At 48.8% G+C, this 23,236-nt stretch carries 21 protein-coding genes; 12 read left to right on the top strand and 9 right to left on the bottom strand.

Translation table 11 applies throughout. The annotated features are described in order from the left end of the window. Positions 1-50: 50 nt before the first annotated feature. Positions 51-911: an aldo/keto reductase gene (locus GJR95_RS05085; protein ID WP_162384848.1), complete on the bottom strand. Its 861-nt coding sequence runs from the start codon at positions 909-911 to the stop codon at positions 51-53. Positions 912-1,056: 145 nt separating this feature from the next. After that, complete coding sequence (locus GJR95_RS05080; RefSeq protein WP_162384847.1) at positions 1,057-1,680, bottom strand: TetR/AcrR family transcriptional regulator; 624 nt, start codon at positions 1,678-1,680, stop codon at positions 1,057-1,059. 69 nt (positions 1,681-1,749) lie between these two features. Here GJR95_RS05080 and GJR95_RS05075 point away from each other — a divergent pair, with 69 nt between their 5' ends. Next, on the top strand, positions 1,750-2,952 hold the full coding sequence (locus GJR95_RS05075) for an FAD-dependent monooxygenase (protein WP_162384846.1): 1,203 nt from the start codon (positions 1,750-1,752) through the stop codon (positions 2,950-2,952). On the opposite strand, the gene GJR95_RS05070 is transcribed toward GJR95_RS05075, so the two are convergent. The 4 genes from GJR95_RS05070 to GJR95_RS05055 all read right to left on the bottom strand — a co-directional run bounded on the left by GJR95_RS05070 (position 2,915) and on the right by GJR95_RS05055 (position 6,160). Then, positions 2,915-3,772 (bottom strand): prephenate dehydrogenase, encoded by an 858-nt coding sequence (locus GJR95_RS05070; RefSeq protein ID WP_162384845.1) that lies wholly within the window; start codon positions 3,770-3,772, stop codon positions 2,915-2,917. The two genes, GJR95_RS05075 and GJR95_RS05070, sit on opposite strands and share 38 nt — an antisense overlap. Further along, entirely contained in the window at positions 3,769-4,206 is a 438-nt protein-coding gene (locus GJR95_RS05065; protein ID WP_317167046.1) for a GxxExxY protein, read from the bottom strand. The genes GJR95_RS05070 and GJR95_RS05065 overlap by 4 nt, the downstream gene beginning before the upstream one ends. 121 nt (positions 4,207-4,327) lie before the next feature. Then, positions 4,328-5,485 carry a pyridoxal phosphate-dependent aminotransferase gene (locus tag GJR95_RS05060; protein ID WP_162391582.1) on the bottom strand — a complete coding sequence of 386 codons (1,158 nt, stop codon included), beginning with the start codon at positions 5,483-5,485 and terminating at the stop codon, positions 4,328-4,330. 123 nt (positions 5,486-5,608) lie between these two features. Next, positions 5,609-6,160, bottom strand: coding sequence for an NUDIX hydrolase (locus GJR95_RS05055; protein ID WP_162384843.1), 552 nt, complete (start codon positions 6,158-6,160; stop codon positions 5,609-5,611). A 454-nt stretch (positions 6,161-6,614) separates the two neighbouring features. On the opposite strand from GJR95_RS05055, the gene GJR95_RS05050 reads away from it, so the two are divergent. Beyond that, entirely contained in the window at positions 6,615-7,202 is a 588-nt protein-coding gene (locus tag GJR95_RS05050) for a hypothetical protein (protein WP_162384842.1), read from the top strand. Between the two features lie 59 nt (positions 7,203-7,261). Here GJR95_RS05050 and GJR95_RS05045 read toward each other — a convergent pair whose 3' ends face one another. Next, entirely contained in the window at positions 7,262-8,200 is a 939-nt protein-coding gene (locus GJR95_RS05045) for a nucleoside hydrolase (protein WP_162384841.1), read from the bottom strand. A gap of 212 nt (positions 8,201-8,412) precedes the next feature. Between GJR95_RS05045 and GJR95_RS05040 the strand changes: the two genes are divergently transcribed. Further along, entirely contained in the window at positions 8,413-10,077 is a 1,665-nt protein-coding gene (locus tag GJR95_RS05040) for a M28 family metallopeptidase (RefSeq protein WP_162384840.1), read from the top strand. 111 nt (positions 10,078-10,188) lie between these two features. Here the strand turns inward: GJR95_RS05040 and GJR95_RS05035 are convergent, their stop codons facing one another. Both GJR95_RS05035 and GJR95_RS05030 read right to left on the bottom strand, forming a co-directional pair. Beyond that, positions 10,189-10,809, bottom strand: coding sequence for a thioredoxin family protein (locus tag GJR95_RS05035; protein WP_174260188.1), 621 nt, complete (start codon positions 10,807-10,809; stop codon positions 10,189-10,191). Positions 10,810-10,814: 5 nt separating this feature from the next. After that, the gene (locus GJR95_RS05030) at positions 10,815-11,303 is read right to left on the bottom strand and encodes a TlpA disulfide reductase family protein (RefSeq protein ID WP_162384839.1); all 489 of its coding nucleotides are present in this window, start codon (positions 11,301-11,303) and stop codon (positions 10,815-10,817) included. A 265-nt stretch (positions 11,304-11,568) separates the two neighbouring features. Between GJR95_RS05030 and GJR95_RS05025 the strand changes: the two genes are divergently transcribed. The 9 genes from GJR95_RS05025 to GJR95_RS04985 all read left to right on the top strand — a co-directional run bounded on the left by GJR95_RS05025 (position 11,569) and on the right by GJR95_RS04985 (position 23,235). Continuing rightward, a complete protein-coding gene (locus GJR95_RS05025; RefSeq protein WP_162384838.1) occupies positions 11,569-12,909 on the top strand; it encodes a sigma-54-dependent transcriptional regulator in 1,341 nt (446 codons plus the stop codon). A gap of 284 nt (positions 12,910-13,193) precedes the next feature. Beyond that, a complete protein-coding gene (locus tag GJR95_RS05020) occupies positions 13,194-13,811 on the top strand; it encodes a hypothetical protein (protein WP_162384837.1) in 618 nt (205 codons plus the stop codon). Positions 13,812-14,410: 599 nt separating this feature from the next. Then, entirely contained in the window at positions 14,411-14,563 is a 153-nt protein-coding gene (locus tag GJR95_RS42645; protein WP_317167045.1) for a potassium-transporting ATPase subunit F, read from the top strand. A gap of 41 nt (positions 14,564-14,604) precedes the next feature. Further along, positions 14,605-16,323 (top strand): potassium-transporting ATPase subunit KdpA, encoded by a 1,719-nt coding sequence (gene kdpA / locus GJR95_RS05010; RefSeq protein WP_162384836.1) that lies wholly within the window; start codon positions 14,605-14,607, stop codon positions 16,321-16,323. A 72-nt stretch (positions 16,324-16,395) separates the two neighbouring features. Next, the gene (gene kdpB / locus GJR95_RS05005) at positions 16,396-18,465 is read left to right on the top strand and encodes a potassium-transporting ATPase subunit KdpB (RefSeq protein ID WP_162384835.1); all 2,070 of its coding nucleotides are present in this window, start codon (positions 16,396-16,398) and stop codon (positions 18,463-18,465) included. A 51-nt stretch (positions 18,466-18,516) separates the two neighbouring features. Beyond that, positions 18,517-19,080 carry a K(+)-transporting ATPase subunit C gene (locus GJR95_RS05000; RefSeq protein WP_162384834.1) on the top strand — a complete coding sequence of 188 codons (564 nt, stop codon included), beginning with the start codon at positions 18,517-18,519 and terminating at the stop codon, positions 19,078-19,080. A gap of 61 nt (positions 19,081-19,141) precedes the next feature. After that, positions 19,142-20,269 (top strand): porin, encoded by a 1,128-nt coding sequence (locus tag GJR95_RS04995; protein WP_162384833.1) that lies wholly within the window; start codon positions 19,142-19,144, stop codon positions 20,267-20,269. Between the two features lie 51 nt (positions 20,270-20,320). Continuing rightward, positions 20,321-21,445: a sensor protein KdpD gene (locus tag GJR95_RS04990; RefSeq protein ID WP_162384832.1), complete on the top strand. Its 1,125-nt coding sequence runs from the start codon at positions 20,321-20,323 to the stop codon at positions 21,443-21,445. Continuing rightward, positions 21,442-23,235, top strand: a complete 1,794-nt coding sequence (locus GJR95_RS04985; protein ID WP_162384831.1) for a sensor histidine kinase — start codon at positions 21,442-21,444, stop codon at positions 23,233-23,235. The genes GJR95_RS04990 and GJR95_RS04985 overlap by 4 nt, the downstream gene beginning before the upstream one ends. The last annotated feature ends 1 nt before the right edge of the window (position 23,236 follow it).

Genomic DNA, 23,236 nt, shown 5'->3' with positions numbered 1-23,236 from the left:
CAGTATTCGATTTACGGTTTATGAATGCTCAGTAAAACCAATTTCAAAGCTTATTTCGGTAACGGCATATCCTGCAAATCTTCGTCAGTTAACCTGATCGTTGCAGCCTGTACATTTTCTTCCAGATGTTTCACCGAAGACGTACCCGCAATGGGCAACATAACAGGTGAAGCAGCCAGTAGCCAGGCGAGTGCAATCTGATACTCAGAGGCATTGTGTCGTTCGGCCACTTTTTTGATCGCTTTTTGAGCCGATATATTACCCGCATTGAGCGGGAACCACGGAATGAAAGCAATATTGTTCTGCTCACAATAACTCAGCACATTATTCCATCGCTGCTCACCAAAATTATACATATTCTGCACAGAAACGACCTCAAAATACTGCTTTGCTTCTTCGATTTGTTTGATACTCACCTCCGATAAACCAATGTGTTTGATTTTTCCCTGCTGCTGAGCTTCCTGCAAAAAGCCCAGGAATTCTTCTGATGGCACTTTGCTATCGAAGCGGTGGAGTTGGTAGAGATCAATCTGATCAAGTTTCAGGCGCTTGAGGCTGCCATTCAACGCTTCTTCCAGGTGTTTCCGGCTCCCATCCACCGGCCATTGATTCGGACCAGTCCGCAGTAATCCGCCTTTGGTGGCAATGACCAACCCTTCCGGATAAGGATAAAGTGCTTCTGCGATTAACTCTTCTGCAACATGAGGACCATAACTATCGGCAGTATCGATGAAGTTGATACCAAGATCGAGGGTACGTTTTAACACACGAATACACTCGTCATGGTCTTTAGGGGGGCCCCAGATACCATCGCCGGTTAGGCGCATAGCTCCATAGGCCATTCGATTGACGGTTAAATCACCAATGGTAATCGTACCAGCCTGTGAGGCTGGCGTTTCTGTAACTTGCATACGTGCTTCTGGTTGTTTGTTTCAAAACAGGATGACAGATCGTGTCCTGTATCCTACTCATAAACCAACAGAAACACTTTTTGTATAAACGCAGTCACGAAGTTTTCCATTTTTGAGGCATGTGCTTACGCAAAGCGTTGAAATTTTAGGGCATTGGCTCAATCGACCGCCACTCAGCCATTCCTTTTTCGGTCAACAATGGAATCAGGAGCGCCAGAAAGATGCGCTGATAGTGACTAAGCTTCTCCTCAATAGGCCCATCCTGAAAAATAGTAGCACTGGATAGCCAGAAATCGCCGACAATGAACAACTGATCCAGCAAATCGTCATCGTGACCCGGATATAGTTCTGCCCGCATTCTGCCCGACGCTCTCAGCTGAATCAGGATTTGCCGGAACACGACCTTGCGTTTTACCACCAAAGCCCGGTGTTTCTCGCGTAGTTCCGGTATTCGACGCATAATACCAGCGAAATCCAGCATCAAAAAACGATAGTCATGCAGGATTGCCATGCTTGCTTTAGCCGATGCGATGAGAATTTCCATTTCCTGATCAGTAGTCGCATAAACAGCCCCGATCCGGACGCTTAGCTGATCGACTAATTGATCATAAAGGTGGCTGATTATGATGTCGGTATTCGGGAAATGATAACACAAATTCCCGTGGCTGATGCCTACCTCTTTGGCAATATGCCGAACCGTAATAACATCTACCCCCTGCTCATTAAATAATTTTAGAGCCGCCTGTAAAATTTTAGCTTTTGTGTCCACCGATAAATAGAACGTTTGTTCTAAATATAAATTCCATTAGTACATTTGTCCTAAATATAACAAATAACAATGGAACAAACAGGAATAATCATCGGAGGAGGTATTGGAGGGCTGGTCACGGCCCTAGCCCTGAACCAGCAGGGCATTCGGTCAACTATCTATGAAAAGGCAATCCTTCTACAGGAAGTAGGGGCAGGGTTGGTTTTATCGTCTAATGCACTTTTTGTATTCGATCAATTAGGGCTTTTGGAAGCGCTTACTACGATTAGCTGGCCGCTTACAAAAGGGTTGATTACCGACCCTAATGGCCGAATAGTACAGAAATTAGACGTCCAGGCACTGACAAAGCAATACGGCTATGGAACGCTTGTTGTAAACCGGGGGAAACTTCAACGGTTATTGCTGGATTCTCTAAATCCGGATCAGATTCATACAGGCAAGCAACTAGCCGACCTCCATGACGATGGCCGACAGGTGCACGCCCGATTTACGGATGGTTCTACAGCAGATGGCTCGTTTTTGATTGGGACGGATGGCATCCGATCAGCCGTTCGTACCCAGCTATTCGGTGAGCTGCCCCTGCATTATTCGGGACAATCCTGCTGGCGCACCATCATCAACTATCCTATACCCGTTGACGGGCAATCAACATCTATTGAATATTGGGGCCGTTCAGCCGGTCTGCGCGTTGGCCTGGTACCATGTGGACTCAACCAGCTTTATGCTTACATCACCGTGGCGACGCCGGCCAATGGGCATGATGTACCAGGCAACATTATGCCCTACCTACAGTCTTTAGGTCAGCACTTTCCGCCGAATGTTTCACAGATACTCGAAGCCGCCGAAGAAGGGCGAATTCACCGCGCCGATCTCTATGACTTACCGACCTTACGAACCTGGTCGCGCGGTCGATGCACCTTACTGGGTGATGCTGCCCACGCCACCACGCCTAACGTTGGCCAGGGAGCCTGTCAGGCAATTGAAGACGCTTTTGTTGTAAGCGCCTGTCTGGCGCTTACAACGACTAAGGCTGAGGCTTTCCGCCAGTATGAATCAATCCGTAAGGAAAAAGCCGACCGTATTGTAAAACTTTCACGCCAGATTGGGCAGGTTGTCAATTTACCCGGATGGCTCAAGCCGCTTGCCTTCACAGCCATGCGGGCCATGCCAAAATCGGCCAGCAAACAGCAATTTGACGGGATTTATAATATGGACTATGCCCGAAAACTGGCAATCAACGCTTCTCGATCCCATCCAGCACCCGTCGAATGACATTGGCCCGCTGCATGAAATCAAGGGAGGTTTTTACATCCTGATCGTCGATAACCTGCTTAAACTGTTGCAGGAACTCGATATAAGCCGACAGCGCATCGGAAACATTGATCCGATTCTGGTCAAAAATAGGTGCCCACATCTGCGGAGAGCTCTTGGCTAGCCGTACGGTCGAGCTAAAGCCGGTGCTCGCCATATCGAAGATGGCCTGTTCATCTTTTTCCTTTTCCAATACCGTCAGGCCAAGTGCGAAGGCGCTGATATGACTCAGGTGCGAGACATAGGCCAGATGAAGATCATGCTCTTGTGGAGTCATGTAGAACAATTTCATACCGGCATCCCGGAATAGGCTTTCGGTCAGCGTCAGGCTATCGGGATTGCTTTTCTCGCGGTCGCAGATGATCAGATTTTTGCCAGGTAGCAGTTCCTTAAAGGCAGCGCTGGGGCCAGAATTTTCGGTCCCAGCCATCGGGTGAGCAGCCACAAACTGCGCCCGTTTTGAATGTGCATCAGCAATACCGCAAATCAGCTCTTTTGTCGATCCTAGATCAACAACAGTTGCGCCGGGTGGCAATAAATCCAGAACCTTAGGCAACAGATCGATAATAATATTAACGGGTGTTGCCATCACGACCAACGTGCTTTGTGCTACAGCTTCATCCAATGGAAGAACTTCATCGACAATGCCTTTGGCCAGTGCCAACTGGCCATTGACCGTTGATGTATCGACACCGACGAAGCGTATTTTGGGGTATTTTTCGCGTATGGCCAGGGCGAACGATCCGCCTAATAAGCCTATTCCAACGATAGAAACGGTCATCTGAACCGGGATTTAACAGATTTATGGATAAAACGGATTTTGTTATCCATCTTATTTTCAGATTTGGCATGGAACCGCCGAAAGTGCGGATTGAGCACACGTTTAAACGTTAAACTAATGGACCCAAAGTTTATCAATAAGCCAATCTCCAGATTGTAAGCCTCTAAATAATTAATTGCTTGTGCCAGATGTACGTCTTCCAGTTTAATGATCGCTTCTAGTTCAACGAGCACTTTATCTTCGACAAGGAAATCGTCCCGGCGTGTACCCATCAATAATCCTTTATAAAAAATTGACATTTCGACTTCACGAGCAAAGCTTATGCTGAATAGGTCAAGCTCATGAGCCAATGCCCGTTGATAAATTACTTCCTGAACATCATTCCCTAAAACACGATGCACTTCCATCGAACAGCCGATAATACAACGTATCAACTCGCCCAATTAATAATCTTATTGCATCAGTTACCATAGTTACTTTCTTATCCGAATTCAGACAATTAAATCCAGCTAAATTAAGTAAACAAAAGTACACATTTCAGCAACAAAATCTGTTTTATCCTAAAATCCGTTGAATCGCGGTTTCAATCCGTTCTTTAGGCATACACAACGACACTCGTATGTAGCGATCACCTTTGGGCCCAAAAATGAAGCCCGGCGCAATGAAAACGTGTTTATTCAGGAGTAAGTCATCCACCAGTTTTTCGGCCGATTCTATTGCATCGGGGAGTTTTGCCCAGATAAACAGCCCTTCCTGATCCGTCGTATACGTACAGTTGAGCGCATCCAGAAAAGCGTGAACGGCATCTAACCGCCCCTGATACACGGCATTACGCTCACGGTGCCAGTCGTCGGAGTTGGTTAGGGCTTCGGCAGCAGCATCCATCAAAGGCTTGAACTGTCCCGAGTCGACATTACTTTTGATGGTCAATACGGCATCTACATAGGCTTTGGCCGCAGCCATCCAGCCGATACGCCAGCCCGCCATGTTGTGCGACTTACTCAACGAATTCAACTCGATAGCTACCTCTTTCGCTCCGTCAACGGATAGCAGACTAATAGGTGGTTTCTTATTCAGAATCAGGCTATAAGGGTTATCGTGACACAACAATATCCGATGGTCGTGGGCAAACCGTACGGCCCGCTCAAATAAAGCACGTGTTGCGGGTGCACCGGTCGGCATATGCGGATAATTGAGCCAGATAAGTTTGGTCGTATCGGTCAGCAAATCGGCCATAGCCTCCCAATCGGGTTGCCACCCACCATATTCCAACAAAGGATATTCGCGAACATCAGCGCCAATCATACGGCTCACAGCCCGGTAAGCCGGATAACCCAGTTCAGGAACGAGAACGCCATCGCCGTCATTCAGGAACGTCAGCGAAATATGGGTAATACCTTCCTTTGAGCCAATTAATGGTAGAATTTCGGTATCGGCATCAAGCGTAACTCCGTAGGTATGGGCATAAAACTGAGTGATGGCCTGCCGCAAGCCTGGCGTACCTTTATAGGGTTGATACCCATGCGATGCTGGCTGTTGCGCCGACTTGATGAGCGCATCCAGCGTGTTGGCAGACGGCATCAGGTCAGGATTGCCGATACCAAGGTTAATAACATCATGTCCAGCCGCCTGAAGGCGACGGACTTCGGCCAATTTCACCGAAAAATAGTATTCCTGCGTTTGATCAGCGCGGTGGGCAAGAGGGATTATCATTCCAAACTGTGCTTCTTCTGGTTTGGCCGATCTCATTGATTTTTGTGTAAATCAGCCTTCATTACGATAACAAACCGCAAAGATACCGGGAAATAAATCCTGCTGTTCAGCAAAACAGAATAATCATCGTTCAGCGAGGTATTTCAGCAATGGAGCCAGATGCAATGCCTGCATCATCTCGCCCTTATTGATGATGTCCCATGCCCGTTCGGGCGATACAATATGAACGGTTATTTCTTCGGTCGATTCGAGGTGCTGCGCCTGTTTGGGTTCTACCCCGATCGCCAAAAATGAATGCGTCAGGTTTGCATGCGTTCCCGGATTCGCCGAGAGTGTCATCAGTGGTGTCCACTGGCCACCCCCAAACCCAGTTTCTTCCAGAAGTTCACGCTGAGCCGCCACGAGTGGCTCTTCGCCGGGGTCGACAACACCCGCGCATAGTTCGTAGTGAACACCGGCAATACCATGCCGATATTGGCGGATCAGCACAACCTGTCCTTCGGTCGTTATAGCCACAACATTGATCCAGTCGGGGTACTCCAGGACGAAGTAATTGGGAATAGTGCCACCATTCTGCATTCGGATGGCATCTTTGCGAACCGTAAACCACGGCAATTGATGGAGGTATTCGGAGCTTTCGACCGACCAGGGCCGAGGGTCATTATCTGGAGTCATAGTCACAAAGGTAGGCAGGACTACCGGACTAATTCATCCGCAAACCGCAAGTATTGTTCCCAATCGTAGTTCGTTACGTCATGTTTGCCGGTTCGGACATGATAACGAACCTTTGACCAACGGGTTGATTAATGGCAGGAAATGTGATCGCACATTCGTACCAACTTTGGCTTTATCGTACTTATAAACTGGTTCAGCAGTTTGCCCATTGGCAAGGCTAACAACGAAAAGACTCAATGGCAGCCAACCTGGAATACGATTCATAAACAGAGCAGAAAACAGGGTTTATGAACCAAAGAAAAGGTCCCTAATCCACTTACGTATCTGGCTTACTTTCAGTAATACCAGCGGCTATTTAGTCGACTTTTTTATCCAAATCATATCAAACAGCCTTTTCAGTTCGTTGTAAAGGGAAATTTTGCATCCGCAATTTCCGATCGTACAACACAACCTGATGAAAAATATCGCTGTCGTTTTCGTTGCTGCGTTATGTCTTTTCTTTTCGTCCTGCCACCGGCCCGTCGCCTATTTCCAACGAACTCCTCATCCAGCAGCGACCAGACTCTCTACAAATCAGTCGGTTGCTCCTACTCAGGTCGTAATTCCTGATTCTGTTTCAGCAATTGAACAACCCGTTGCCATCGCTTTGGAAACAGCGACTCCGGCGGTTGTCAGTCGGGGAAATACGCCGGACCAATTGGTTACGAATCGGGTAGAACGCCGGATGCAGCGCATTCAGTCGTTGTTAACGCATTCAACCGAAGTCATTGATAAACAACCGAAGCCAAAACCTAAACCCAAGAGTCAACTTCGGCTTGGCAACAAAATTCGCCAGGGGCTGGGTTTACCATTGCGCGAGGAGCTGAACTGGTGGCAACGAATCAGCTGGAAGCTTAAAGCATCGATAATTATACTATTGGTGGCTGTGTTATTCGCCATTCTGCACATCACGATACTGGCAATTATTTTCGGTGTCGTCGGCGCATTCCTGATGATCAGTGGCCTGAAAAAGTCATTCAAGGTCAAGCGACCGTGGTTCTGATGCTAACGAAAGCCAATTTCTAGCAGACAGCAAAACGCTCATTTGGCGACAAATGGTATTTAAGGTAAATTCTGGATCGAGTCGTAAATCAATTTGATGTACTTCTTTCTATCGATGTCATACACAAAATCGACATTCGGTTTCTTTTTCAATACATCGAAAAAATCGACTACGGTAGTGCCCAGCGTTAGCTTGCCCGTCAGTTCTACATCTACGTAACAGGCTTTCGATTGAAACATGGATGGATCGATCAACCAGGCAATAGCACAGGGATCGTGTAATGCGGCTCCCCCATTCAATTCTGTCCGCTCTTTCCGGTAAAAGATGGAAAAGAAATCCATCAATTCAGCGATCACTTTGCCCGTTTTATTCCCAACAGCTCTGAACAGTTCTATATCTTCCTGAAAAACCAATGCCTTGTGCGTAACGTCCAGACCGCACATGGTAATCGGAACACCGGCGTTGAACACAACAGCAGCGGCTTCGGGATCGACATAGATATTGAACTCGGCCGTAGGTGTCATATTGCCCCGAAAAGCGCCACCGCCCATCAGCGAAATCCGCTCAATTTTCGACTTCAGATGCGGATAGGCCAGCAAAAAAGTGGCAATGTTGGTTAGTGGTCCGGTCGGCACAAGGGTGACCTTCTCCGGGCTATCGGTCAGAATTTTGGCAATGGCTTCGATGGCCGGTAACGGTTCGGCTTCAATAACAGGCTCAGGCAGAATAGGACCATCCATTCCCATCTCGCCATGCACGTAATCAGCAATAATGAGTTCACGAAAAAGGGGCTTGTCGCAACCTTTATAAATGGGAATATCAACATCCAGCAAAGCCTTAAGCTTCAGGGCATTTTTCAGCGTTTTCGCCTGCGTCTGGTTTCCGGCCGATGTAGTGATTGCTTTAATATCAAATAAGCCACTGCCAACCGCCAGCATCAACATCACGGCATCATCGTGACCGGGGTCACAGTCAATAATTACGGGTAATTTCTTCATTCGTTGGTGGTTTTCATCGCATTCCGGCTACCGTATGCTTGGGTGTACTCGGCTATAAACAGCCAATATACTACGAGTCCTGAAGAACCTGAATTCCCGGCTTTGACAAAGTTTAGAACCCCGTCGATGGTTAATGAGAATCCATGTCAAATTTGATCTACAGAAATCGTCGGCTATCTTAGTCAATTGTTTTTGTATTCCAGCGTTGTCCTATGCGTTTTTCTACCTCTTTTCCGCTCGCTCTGCTCATCAGTCTAACTGGCGTGACGGTGTCTTTGGCTCAGTCGGGCAGTATTCCTACCGAGGCACAAACCATTGCTAAAACCGTCCGCCCTGAAGCGATCCGGGCAGCCATGCGTTTTCTGGCCGATGATGCGCTCGAAGGCCGTAAACCCGGCACACGAGGCTTTGCGCTGGCCGCCAATTACATGCAAACCCAGCTCGAAGCACTGGGGCTACAACCTGCCGGAGAAAACAATACGTATCGCCAGGCCGTACCCCTCCGCCGGTGGCAGGTTCGGGAAAAGACCAGTTTTCTGACGCTTTCCTTTAAAGATGGCGAAAAGACACTGCTTTATGGACAACAGTTTATTCTGAACCCAAACCCCGATCATGCCACCAGCGATGTCAGCGCACCCGTTGTATTTGTCGGCTATGGGGTGTCGGCACCGGAGTTGGGATACGATGATTATGCGAACATTGATGTGAAAGGCAAAATTGTGGCCTACGTAAACGGAGCGCCAACCATTTTTCCGTCAAATCAGCGGGCTTATTATTCGTCGGCGAAGGCCGAGATCGCTGCGGCACACGGCGCAGTCGGTGTGCTCTCTTTTAGTTTACCAACCGACTTGCGCAACCGCATCGAAACAGCCGCTCCCCGAACCCGGCAAGGCATTTATCGCTGGCTCGATAAGCGTGGAAAGCCACAACGCACGTTTCCGGCGATCAAAGGCTCCGCTTCCTTAAGTGATTCGACTGCCAGGTTGATTTTTACGAATTCGGCCACTTCATTCAGCGATGCGGTAGCCGCTGTTATGAAAAACCGCTCTCAGGCATTTCCGCTCAATATTTCGGCTCAGATGCATACCCAGACCGATGCGGTAGAAGACGTAGCCGGACAAAACGTTGTAGCCGTGCTACCTGGCTCTGATCCTGTTCTGAAAAACGAATACATCGTATATGTTGCTCACCTCGATCATTTAGGCATTGGCAGACCGGTAAAAGGTGACTCGATCTACAACGGTGCGCACGATAACGCTTCGGGGGTAGCTATCAATCTCGAAACGGCCCGGCTATTCGCGTCCCTGCCCAAAGCTCCGCGACGATCACTAGTGTTTGTGGGCGTAACGGGAGAGGAAATGGGCCTGCTTGGTTCCGATTATTTTGCCAGCAACCCAACCGTGCCAAAAGACAAAATCGTTGCTAATTTCTGCCTTGATATGCCGTTTTTCTTCCACCCATTGCTCGATATTGTGCCCTATGGTGCCGAACATTCAAGTCTGGGCCATGAAACAGAACTGGCAGCTGCGTTTGTGGGCGTTCAGATCAGCCCGGACCCAATACCGGAACAAACTGTTTTTATGCGAAGCGACCACTTCAGCTTTGTTCGGCAGGGAATTCCGGCGATCTATATCAAAAGTGGCTCCCAAACGGGAAACCCCAACCTCGATGGAACCAAACTCAACCTCGATTGGCGGGCGACAATTTACCACTCCCCACAGGATGATATCAACCAGCCATTCGATTTCAACGCTGCGGCTAAACATGTACAACTGCAATTCCTGATCGGCTACCTAGCGGCCCAGGCCGACAGCCGCCCTACCTGGAACAAGGGGGATTTTTTCGGAACGAAGTTTTTAAAACCCGCTACGCCCTAAAAATGAACGAGCGGCAAGCCCTATTCACAATGAATAGGGCTTGCCGCTCGTTCTACTTCCAATCAGTCCCGAAGGGAATAGCCTATGTATTCTCTTCGGGACTGATTTTGGTTAAGCGTTTTTCCACTTAATACCGCAACCAACGGCTCTGGCCGATGTTGTGGTTACCGACTTGCCCGACAGCAACGCATTGACAGCTTCTTCAACGTATTTTTTATCGGCAGCCGATGCGTCGCGCTGATTATTATCAATGGCCCCGATGTAAGCAATCTTATACTGACCACCGTCTTTTTTGACGACGAACATATGGGGGGTGTTCGTCGCACCAAATGTTCGGGCAACAGCCTGGCTCTCATCGTGCAGATAAGGAAACGCGTATTTTTTTGATTTGGCCCGCTCCTGCATGGCAGCATAGGAATCGCCGGGCGACTGTTCAGCATCATTGGCCTGGATCGCCAGAACAGGATACCCTTTGGACGCAAACTCGTCGTTCAGTGCCATAATCCGGCTCTCATACGCCTTCGCCACCGGACAGGTATTGCAGGTAAAGGCGATAATGTAGCCTTTTGCATCTTTTTTGTCAGCCAGAGAAACCGTTTTCCCATCTACGTTTTTCAGTTTAAAATCCTGAACCGTATCCCCTACCTTATACCCATCCGACAAACTCCGGGTACTCATCAACGCTACTGTCAGTAGCAGTGCCAACATTGACAAAAAAGCGGTCTTTTTCATGATGATTATAGTTTGTATTGATCAATTATGGTTGTAAGTTCTCCTTCCTTCACGGGTTTGCCAATGTACTGCCTGATTTTCCGTTGTTTATTGATAATCAGCGTCATTGGCAACGCTCCCGACCACTCCGGGGCTATTTTATCAATCCACGTATTCAGGTCAGTTTCATCCAGCAAGACGACTCGCGAGCGAATTTTCCGGTTTCGAACGAAAGGGTTTACCTTCCTGGTCAGGTCGCTCTTATCATCCAGACTTACCAGCAGAACAGCCAATTTTTTATCGGAATAGGCTTGCCTCACCGCTTCGAACTGAGGTAACTCCTTGACGCATGGTGCACACCAGGTAGCCCAGAAATTCACGACATAAAGCGTGTCATTCGGCTGATTGACCAGTTGATTCAACTGATTAAACTTAATGACCTTCACCGACTGACTTTGTGCTGATTTAGCGCCAGCCAGTAGTAGTATCAAAAATAAGCCAAAAATTGATTTCATGTTCATAATCAACAAAATAGCTATTTAATAGCAAAAACGCGAGTGTAGCCAATTCAGTATAAAAGTGTCGGTTGTCTATTCTGATTGTAGGTGAGAGTAGGCGTGGCACGGTTCATAACTGTGGCACACCTACTCTCACTTACAACCAGAATAAAATAATTTATTCAACTCTTCTGGCTAAAAACGGCAACAGCTTTCCCATCTTTACCGCACGAATTCATCTGCATCCGTACTCCTCACTTCGCCGGAACGTCAATCAACAACTATGCCTGGCACCATCCTACTCATCGACGACGAACCCAAACTTCGCCAGCTATTGGCCCGAATCCTGACTCTGGAAGATTATCAGGTACTGGAGGCCGATGACGCCCGAAGTGGCTTACGAACACTGGAACGAACAGAAATTCAGTTGGTTATCAGCGATGTAAAACTCCCCGACGGTAATGGTATTGACCTGACAGCCCAGGTAAAAAAAATCCAGCCTGCCACTGAAGTCATTGTACTAACCGCTTATGGGACCATTGCCGACGGCGTAAAAGCGATCAAAAATGGTGCTTTCGACTACATAACCAAGGGCGACGATAACGATAAGATTATTCCGCTGGTGAGTCGGGCAATCGAGAAAGCGCAGTTACAGTTTCGGATTAAACGGCTCGAAGAACAGGTTCAACAGAAATACGGGTTCGAGAAGATTATCGGGCAATCCAAAACCATTCAGCAAGCCATCGATCTGGCCCGCAGAGTCGCGGTGACCGATACGACTGTGCTGCTGACCGGCGAAACGGGCACGGGTAAAGAAGTTTTCGCGCAGGCTATCCACCAGGCGAGTCCACGCCGGGCGGGGTCGTTTGTGGCTGTCAACTGTAGCGCTCTGGGTAAAGAAATTCTGGAAAGCGAACTCTTCGGGCATCGTGCCGGGGCATTCACAGGAGCCACACGCGACAAAAAAGGGCTGTTTGAGGAAGCCAATAAAGGCACTATTTTTTTGGACGAAATCGGTGAAATGGCCCTTGATTTACAAGCTAAATTACTGCGTGTGCTCGAAACGCACGAGTTTATGCGCGTAGGCGATACAAAGCCAACCAAAACCGATGTGCGCGTTGTTGCCGCTACCAATCGTGATCTGAAGCAGGACGCCGAAACTGGTCATTTCCGGTCTGACTTATATTACCGGCTCTCTGTTTTTTCCATCGAACTCCCTCCCTTGCGCGACCGGCGCGACGACATTCCGGTCCTTGCCGAAGTGCTGGCTCAGCAGGAAGCGGCCAAAATTGGGAAAAAGCAGATGACGCTGAGTCCGGCATTTATCGACGCGCTAACCCGCTACAGTTGGAAAGGCAACATCCGCGAATTGAAAAACGTCATCGAACGGTCGGTTATCCTCAGCGATGGGCAAACCTTATTGCCAGCCTATCTACCGCTGGATGTTCAATCCCCTTCCAGTCAGCCTGCTGCCTTTTCGTACGACCTGGCGACCGTCGAGAAAAACCATATTGAACGTGTATTGCAACATACGAACGGTAACAAAGCAGAATCCGCCCGGCTGCTCGGCATTAGCCTGAGTACGCTGTATCGAAAATACGACGAATATCAGTTGGGGCAATGAGTTGCTTGCTGGGCAGTCGATGTGGTGTGAATTGTGGTGTCGGTTTCTTAAAACCGACATGGCGAGGGATTCATCGTTGCACGGTTCTCCGCTGCGATCAAAGCGAAAAGCCATCTCGTCAACTTTACGGAGTTAACCAGCCATCACTAAGCCTACAGAAACGTAGAGTCCATATCATTTTTCGCCCCATAAATCAACTTAATTGAATTTCAGTTGCATATTTATTACAAAAGCCTCTGCAACAGTTTAGTGATCGAAAACGCAGGGTGTTCTTATAGACAACTATGAAAAAACTTATTCTTATTCTGGTTTTACTAGCGAATTGCCACCTGGCTGTTAGTCAGGATGGTATGCGTAGTAGCGTCAAAGCGGGGGTTACTTATATTCTTTTTGGTTCAGGTGATCTGAGTGGTTTGAATTACTACAACGAATATAACCGCAGCATAAATCGATTCCTGACGTTTGCTCCGTCGTTGCACATAGGCTACGGATCGAAATCGACTTTGATTAGCAGCAGTGGTATGACTGAAGGATTGCGCTTTACCAAAGCTTCTGTCGCTCTCGATGCGAACCTTTTCTTTTCTCCCATGCGATTTGAACGGAGTAAAGTTAGATTAGGTGTAGGGCCATCACTTCGCTTCTTATCCGATTCTCATCCTAGCAGCTTCGGTGTTTCGTACCAGGGACCTTCGCCTAATCTACCGCCGGGCAACGACTATGTATTAAATCCATTTGTCTATACTAATCCTCAAAATTATTTGACTGTAGGCTATACGGTAATTTTAGAGGGGGAGTTAAACGCTGGGCCTCGATGGATTGCGGGCGCGAGAGCATCTTTTCAAAACTATGCAAGTGGAGAGACCGCAGCGAACATAGGGGTAAACGTAGGCTATCGCTTTTAAACCTCCTATAACCAGGACTTTGGCTTCGAGCCGTAGAGCCGGGCCACCGCACGGCGGACCGTGGTTTGTTTGCGCATTAGTAGTAACCGTGGCCCGGCTCTACGGCTCGAAGCCAAAGTCCTACTAACATAAGTAACGTAAAATGCCTGGCTGCGCTTTGTGTGTAGCCAGGCATTTTACATTTAAGGGGCTCCGCTCGACAAAGGCTGAACTAAGTCGGTGGGTTATTCGGTCGGTTCCTGCCGACACAAGCCAATATAAGGTGGTGTCAGTTCTGACACTCCGGTTCATAAGCCCCATTCCCGTCTTTTCAATCCATTCCTAAAATGAGAATTGACCTTGTCAAATTGAGAAGGTTGCCGCATTCATTTTCCATCGCAGAAAACAAAATCAAGAATTAATCAACTGGTTATCAACAAAATAACTAACAATCCCCTCTTACAATCAAGCCTGGAATGCTTTTTGGCACACCCTGTTCAAACCAAACAGAATTGCTTTTTATGGAAATCATCCTTCTGGTTATAACTGCCCTGCTCTGCTTCACATTCTTCTACAAATCCATAGAGTGGTTTGAACACATTTAAAGAGTGAAAGAATAAATGAGCGAAAGGTCGAATCAAGCTAATTCACTCTTTCACTCATTTACCCTTTCACTCATTTACTCTTTTACCATGCTCACAGGCTTATTCATCATCTCGCTGATGGTTTTCGCGTACATGCTGTACGTGCTGATAAAACCAGAAAAATTTTAACCCGAACGTCTCTCCCGGTATGGGAGTAACACACATTCACCATGTCAACTGAATTAATAGGCGTTATAGCCATGTACGGAATAACCGTTCTGCTGGCCATTCCGCTGGGCAAATACATTGCCAACGTCTTTAAACCTGAATCGGCCAACGGACCGCTGGAACGCTTTATCTATCGCATAGGAGGTATCGATCCAACCCGCGAAATGAGTTGGAAAGAAAACCTCGTTGCCTTGCTAACAATCAACGCCGTATGGCTGGTCTTTGCCTTTACGCTGCTTATGCTGCAAGGCATTCTTCCGCTTAACCCGGACGGCAATCCATCCATGACCCCTGATCTGGCGTTTAATACGGCCATCAGCTTTATGGTCAACTGCGATTTGCAGCACTATTCAGGCGAATCGGGGGCAACCTACCTGACACAGTTGTTCGTTATGAACTTCCTGATGTTTACGTCTGCGGCAACAGGTATTGCATCACTGCTGCTCGTTGTGCGGTCGTTTCTGCCTAAAGTAGTAGACACCGTCGGCAACTTCTACGTATTTTTCGTAAAGTCGATCACTCGAATTTTACTGCCAATTTCCTTCATCGTGGCTCTGCTCCTGGCATTTAATGGAACACCGGCCAGCTTCGATGGGAAAGACAGCATCATAACCATGCAGGGCGATACGGTTGGCGTTTCCCGCGGACCAGCGGCTGGTATGATCGCCATCAAACACGTCGGCACCAACGGCGGTGGCTGGTTCGGTGCAAACTCGGCTCACCCACTCGAAAACCCAAGCTATTTCACCAACATGGTCGAAATGGTAGCGCAGGTGCTGATTCCAATTGCAATGCTTTTTGCGCTCGGCTTCCTGATCAACCGCCGTCGGTTTACCTGGGTGATCTATGGCGTTATGACACTCGGCATGCTCTGTCTGCTGATTCCGACACTGGTAACCGAAGTTCATGGTAACCCGGCCATTGCCCATATGGGAATGAGCCAGCCTACAGGCGCTATGGAAGGGAAAGAGGTCCGGTTTGGACCACTGGCATCTGCTTACTGGAGCATCGTAACGACCATTATTTCAACGGGTTCGGTCAACTCCATGCACGATTCGTCAATGGCCCTCTCGGGCACTATGGAACTGCTGGGTATGATGACCAATGCCTTCTATGGCGGCTGTGGCGTGGGCTTTCTGAATTATTACTACTACCTGATTATCGCCGTGTTTATTTCCGGACTGATGGTCGGACGAACACCCGAGCTATTCGGTCGAAAGGTAGAAGCCCGTGAGATTAAGATTGCATCCATCGTAGCACTGCTGAGTACATTACTGGTGAAAGGCGGTACGGCTTTGGCGACCTGGTTTTTTGTTAAGTCCTCCAATGCTGCCGGGGTCGCGTCCGACTGGGTCGTTAAGCCCTCCGCCTGGCTCAACAATCCTGCAAACCACGGCTTCTCGGAAATATTGTACGAGTTCACCTCGGCCAACGCCAACAACGGATCGGGCTTTGAAGGCCTGGGCGACAACAACTTTTTCTGGAACTACGCAACGGGTATTGTCCTGATTCTGGGTCGGTTTATTCCGATCATTGGCCCGGTGGCAATTGCGGGACTGCTGGCGAAGAAAAAATATGTTCCTGAATCGTCGGGGACTTTGCCTACCGACACGGCTACATTCGGCCTCATGACCTTCGCTGTTATCATCATCATCACAGCACTTTCGTTCTTCCCGGCACTGGCCCTTGGACCACTAGCCGAATATTTCTCACTCAAGTAATTCGACCGGTGATTTCTCTGATTTCCAAGTATAGTCGATTGGCAGAATCACCGATCCAGACAACATAAAAAAATGGCAAAGCAAAATTCATCCCCTTCTCTGTTCCAGCGCGAGCTCGTTGGAACAGCAATCCGGGAGTCGTTTGTCAAATTAAGTCCTTCGATTCTGATTAAAAACCCCGTCATGTTTACGGTCGAAATCGGCACCATCGTTATGGTACTGGTAACGGCCTACATCGCCACCACGGGCGATACATCGCAGGGGTCGCTGGGCTATAACATCGCTATCACGGCGATTCTTTTACTGACCATTCTGTTCGCCAACTTCGCCGAAGCCATTGCCGAAGCGCGGGGGAAAGCACAGGCCGAATCGCTGCGTAAAACACGGCAGGAAACGCCAGCCAAGGTCATTCGGCCAGTAGGCAACATGTACACCAACGAAGTGCAGATTATTTCATCGGCACAACTCGTTAAAGGCGACGTTTTTGTATGCGAACCAGGCGACATTATCCCATCCGATGGTGAAATCATTGAAGGCTTGGCCACCATCGACGAATCGGCCATTACGGGCGAATCGGCGCCGGTCATTCGCGAAGCAGGAGGAGATAAATCATCGGTAACGGGCGGAACGAAAGTGCTGTCTGACCGCATCAAAGTGCAGGTGACTACGCAGCCCGGTGAGTCGTTCCTTGATAAAATGATTGCACTGGTAGAAGGAGCCAGTCGGCAAAAAACGCCGAATGAAATCGCATTGACGATTCTCCTGGCTGGTTTTACGCTCATTTTCATTATTGTCTGTGTAGCACTGAAACCCTTTGCCGACTACGCAAACACCCCGATTACGATCGCGGCTCTGATTTCACTCTTTGTCTGTCTGATTCCAACAACCATCGGCGGGCTGCTGTCAGCCATCGGGATTGCCGGTATGGATCGTGCCTTACGGGCAAATGTAATTGCCAAATCAGGACGGGCCGTTGAAACAGCGGGCGATATCGACACGCTGCTGCTCGACAAAACCGGAACGATTACGATTGGCAACCGGAAAGCCACCAATTTTTACCCGGCTCCGGGTATCTCTGAAGACGATATGATCCGGGCTTCGGCGCTCAGCTCACTGGCCGACGAAACACCAGAAGGCAAATCCATCGTAGAGCTGGCAGGGCCAAAAGTGACGAATAAACTCTCTACGGATGGCGCTACACTCATTAAGTTTACCGCCGAAACACGCTCGTCGGGCATCGACATGCCTACGGGGAACAATGGATCGATTCTACGCATCCGTAAAGGGGCCACGGATTCGATTCGGAACATCGTTACGCGGGCTGGCAATCCATTTCCCAAAGAAACAGACGATCAGGCCAAAAAGATTGCTGCCAACGGTGGAACACCACTGGTCGTATCCGAAAATGATCTTATTAAAGGTGTTATTGAATTACAGGACATCATTAAACCGGGTATTTCGGAGCGCTTTGAACGGCTACGAAAAATGGGCGTAAAAACGGTCATGGTAACTGGCGATAACCCACTGACAGCGAAGTTTATCGCCGAAAAAGCGGGCGTAGATGATTACATCGCCGAAGCCAAACCGGAAGACAAAATGAACTACATCCGTCATGAGCAGACCGGTGGTAAACTGGTCGCAATGATGGGCGATGGCACGAACGATGCGCCTGCTCTAGCCCAGGCCGACGTTGGTGTAGCGATGAACTCGGGGACACAGGCGGCCAAAGAAGCTGGTAACATGGTGGATCTGGATAACGACCCAACCAAACTGATTGAAGTGGTTGAAATTGGAAAGCAGTTGCTGATTACGCGCGGTACGCTTACAACGTTTTCGATTGCCAACGACGTAGCCAAATACTTTGCCATTGTTCCTGCTCTTTTCGTGGTGTCGATTCCGGCCTTACAGGCTATCAATATCATGAAATTACACAGTTCAGAATCGGCCATTTTATCGGCGGTGATCTTCAACGCCATCATTATCCCGATGCTCATTCCGCTGGCCCTGCGTGGTGTCGAATACAAACCAATTGGCGCATCGGCCCTGCTCCGCCGGAACCTGTTCATCTATGGATTGGGTGGCATTATTGCTCCGTTTATCGGCATTAAATTGATTGACCTGGTCGTGGGATTGTTTGTGTAACCACAACTATACCCCACGGCGGACCAGGCTCCACAACTAAAAATAGTAACCATGAAAAATCACATTGGACCAGCCATTCGGCTTACGCTCGTTCTGCTGGTCATCCTTTCGGTTCTTTATCCACTCGTGATCGCTGGCGTCGGCCGGTTTGCGCCGGGTGGCGGTAAAGGGGAAACCGTCACCGTAAACGGTAAGGTAGTTGGCTACGCACTGGTAGGCCAGAAATTTACCGAAGACCGCTATTTTAACGGACGTCCTTCTGCGGTTGACTACAATGCAGCCGGTTCGGCCGGATCGAATAAAGGCCCATCGAACCCCGATTACCTGAAAGCCGTTCAGGTCCGTATCGATACATTTCTGGTTCATAATCCCGGAATTCGTAAAGAAGACATTCCTGCCGAGTTGGTAACCGCATCAGGCTCAGGTCTGGACCCCGATCTGTCGCCCGCAGCGGCTAAGATTCAGGTGGCACGGATTGCGAAAACTCGTGGCATCAGTGCCGATCGGTTGAATCAATTGGTCGATGAGCAAATTAAAGGCCCGTTAATAGGCCTGTTTGGCCCGTCTGCGGTAAACGTTCTAAAGCTGAATGTTGCCCTGGATGCTCTAAAATGAAGCCATTACCCGAACAGACTGTGTCTGTTCGGGTAAGTTTATTGAGTACAACAAAACAACCATGAAACAGACAGTTTACATCTTGCTGACCTTAGCCTGGTCGGCATTCAGTACACCTTTACTGGCACAAATATCCGCAGATACGACCGCCAGCAAGAGTTCAGCCACATTAACGTTCAGCGGTTATGTAGAAGCGTACTATACGCATGATTTTACCGCTCCGAAAACCAGCCAGGAACGGCCCGGATTTTTGTATAATCATAAGCGAAACCGCGAAATCAACGTAAATCTGGCTTTTATCAAAGCGGCCTATTCCAGTGAGCGGGTTCGCGGCAATCTGGCCATTCAGGCAGGTACTTATGCGCAATACAACTACGCGGCTGAGCAACCATTGCTCCGGAATATCTTCGAAGCCAATGCTGGGGTGAAACTCAGCAAAACACGCGATTTATGGCTGGATGCAGGCATTTTTACATCGCACATCGGTTTTGAAAGCGCGATCTCGAAAGATTGCTGGACATTGACCCGGAGCCTGCTGGCCGAAAATTCGCCCTATTATCTGTCGGGTGCCAAACTGACCTACAATGCCCCAAATGGTAAGTGGACACTGCTGGGATCGGTGGTCAATGGCTGGCAGCGGATTGCAAAACTACCGGGTTACACGGGACCGGCAATCAGCACGCAGGTGCAGTATAAACCCAATGCCAGCGTTCTTCTAAACTGGAGTACGTTCATCGGTAGTGATCGTCCTGATTCGCTGAAGCAGTCGCGTTTTTTCAACAATTTCTACGCGATTCTGAACCCGAACGGAAAAATCAGCACCATTCTTGGTTTCGATATTGGTGCTGACCGCAAACCCATTGTCTCGGGTGATCATCGGGCCGGAAGTGGCAGCTATGTCTGGTATTCGCCGGTTGCGATTGTACGCTATTCGATCAGCGATGCCGTGAAACTGGCCGGACGGGTTGAGTATTATGACGATAAAAATGGCGTAATCATTGCCACCGGAACCCCGAATGGCTTTAAAACCTGGGGGTATTCCGTAAATTTTGACTATTTCATTCTGCCTAATGCCGTCTTCCGGATTGAAGGTAAAGTGTATACTAGTCAGGATGCTATCTTTGAATCGGTCAGCGGGATGAGTAAAACAAACACAGCCCTCACAACGAGTCTGGCCGTAAGTTTCTAATTCATTGTTGTCATTCCTCCTTTGTCGAGAGGACAACATTATTTAGCTTCCATGACAACCAACGACCAGAATGCCGAACATTTTTTGAATCTCCTCCGTCAGTCAAGGCGGGGGAAGTTCAAGATTTATATTGGTATGAGTGCCGGCGTTGGAAAAACGTACCGGATGTTGCAGGAAGCCCATGCGCTATTGCGGGGAGGCATCGATGTCAGAATTGGGTTTGTCGAAACGCACAACCGGGCCGAAACACGGGCTCTGGTCGATGGTTTGCCCGTTATTGCCCGGCGTCGGCTCTTTTATAAAGGGCGCGAACTGGACGAGATGGATCTACAGGCAGTCATCAACCTGCATCCCGAACTGGTCATTGTTGACGAACTGGCCCATACGAACATTCCTGGGTCTAAAAATGAGAAGCGGTGGCAGGATGTGCTGGAGATTCTGGATGCTGGCATCAACGTGATCAGCGCCGTCAATATTCAGCACATCGAAAGTCTTTATCTGTCGGTACGGCAAATTACGGGCATCGATGTAGCCGAGCGTGTACCGGATCGGATTCTGCAAATGGCCGACGAAGTTGTCAATATTGACCTCACCGCCGACGAGCTGATTACGCGCCTGAAAGATGGTAAAATCTATGATCGGGCAAAGGTTGAAACGGCCCTGAGCAATTTTTTCCAGCCCGATAAGATTCTACAACTCCGCGAACTGGCTCTCAAAGAGGTGGCCACCGCTGTGGAACGTAAGATTGAAACGCAGGTTGCGCCCGGAACACAGTTAAAGCCAGAACGATTTCTGGCTGCCATTAGCAGTAATCATGAAGTAGCCCGACGGGTTATCCGCAAAACGTCGCGACTGGCGAGTTATTACCAGTCGCGCTGGTTTGTCCTTTATGTTCAGACACCCGCCGAAGACTCCAATCGGATTAAGCTGGATGTACAGCGGCATTTAATCAATAACTTTAAACTGGCTACCGAACTGGGTGCTGAAGTCATTCAGGTTAAAAGTAAAAATATCGTCAGTGCCATTGCCGAAACAGCTGAGGAGCGTAAAATTACGACGGTATGTATCGGCAAGCCACACATAAACTTGATTCAGGTCATTTTACGCACCAACGCCTTTAACCAGTTGCTGAATAAGTTATCCGATTCGGCTACCGACCTGATTATTCTATCATGACGATTAAATCAAAACTATCGCTCGGTTTAGCCTTCATGTTCGCCATTATTCTCGGATTGGGCGGGCTGGGTGTTTATTACCTGAACGAACTGGCCAACGATTCGCAGGCTATTCTGAAGGATAATTACATTTCCCTTCAGTACGTCAGTGATATGCAGAAAGCCCTGCTTGTGCGGACTTCTGACCCCGATGCATTCCAGCAGTTCGACGAGAATCTGCACAAACAGGAAGCCAACGTTACTGAAGAGGGCGAGCAGGAAATTACGGCCGCTTTACGACGCGATTTCAATCGGTTAAAGGCGATACCCACAGACACCGCAGCAACGAAACGATTGCAATCCAACCTGTTGCAACTCGATGACATTAACCGGCAGGCTATGTTTCGCAAGAATGGTACTGCCGAAAAAACTGCAACGGATGCCCTCCTGCTCCTGGCGGTCGTGGGCACCTTTTGTTTTTTGATCGTCCTGTCGTTCGTCGTTAACTTCCCCAGCTACATTGCCCGGCCAGTACGCGAGCTAACGCGCGGCATTCGGGAAATAACCAGTCGTAATTTCGAAGAACGGTTGCACTTCCGCTCTAGTGACGAATTTGGCGAATTAGCCCGGTCATTCAACTCGATGGCGCAGAAACTGGATGAATATGAACACTCGAACCTGGCTAAACTGCTGTTCGAGAAAAAGCGTATCGATACCCTGATCCAGCTCATGAGCGATGGCATTATCGGACTGGATGAGAACAAAAAGGTTCTGTTTGCAAACCCGGTCGCCTGTCGACTGCTCGGCATGGACGAAGCGAAACTGATCGGGCGGTACGCTCCCGACATCGCTTCGGTCAATGACCTCATGCGAACGCTGATTCAGGATCTGATGACCGAACATTGGCCCGAAACCACACCCAGACCTGAGCACAATGGGCTGCTAAAAATTTATGACCCCGCCCCCACCAGTCCGGGCCTATCAGGGATTGGCTCGGATGGAAAAGGCAAGGAGAGTTATTTTAACAAGCAAATTCACGCCGTTACGGTAGCTCCAACGGGCGAAGGTGTGGCTCGACCGGCTGGCTGGGTAATTATGCTGGAAAATATTACCTCATTTAAAGAACTCGATCAGGCCAAAACAAACTTCATTGCCACAGTATCGCATGAGCTGAAAACGCCAATCAGCAGCATCAAACTCAGCCTGAAATTGCTGGACGACTCCCGAATTGGCCAGCTGAATGAGGAGCAGAAACAACTCGTTGGCCATGTGCGTGATGATGCCGAACGGCTGCTCAGCATTACGGGCGAACTGGTTAATATGGCGCAGGTAGAATCGGGGCAGATCCAGTTAAAGATCGAAACCGTTGCTCCGGCCGATATTGTCCGGTACGCCACCAATGCGCTTCAGGTATCAGCCAACCAAAAGCGCATTCGTTTCGATGTAAACGCCCCTCCTGACTTGCCAACGGTTAAGGCCGATCCGGATAAAGCGTCGTGGGTATTGGTCAATTTTCTCTCGAATGCCGTTCGGCATAGTCCCGAAGATAACCGGATCGATGTATCCGTTTATCCAGTCGGAAACCAGGTGGAGTTTCTGGTTCGCGACTATGGAGCAGGCATCCGGGCCGAGCATCGCGACCGTATTTTCGAACGCTATTTCAGAGCACCAGGTAATAATGGTCAATCAAGTGGTACGGGTTTAGGGCTGGCAATCTCCAAGGAATTTATCGAATCGATGGGTGGTGAAATTGGGCTAAAATCAGATCTGCCCGATGGTGCAGCCTTCTATTTTAGACTACCTGGTAGTTGAG

It is taken from the genome of Spirosoma endbachense (genome assembly GCF_010233585.1).
Classification (GTDB): Bacteria; Bacteroidota; Bacteroidia; order Cytophagales; family Spirosomataceae; genus Spirosoma; species Spirosoma endbachense.
Note: the sequence above shows the minus strand (reverse complement) of the source record. Positions and strands in the feature narration are given on the sequence as shown.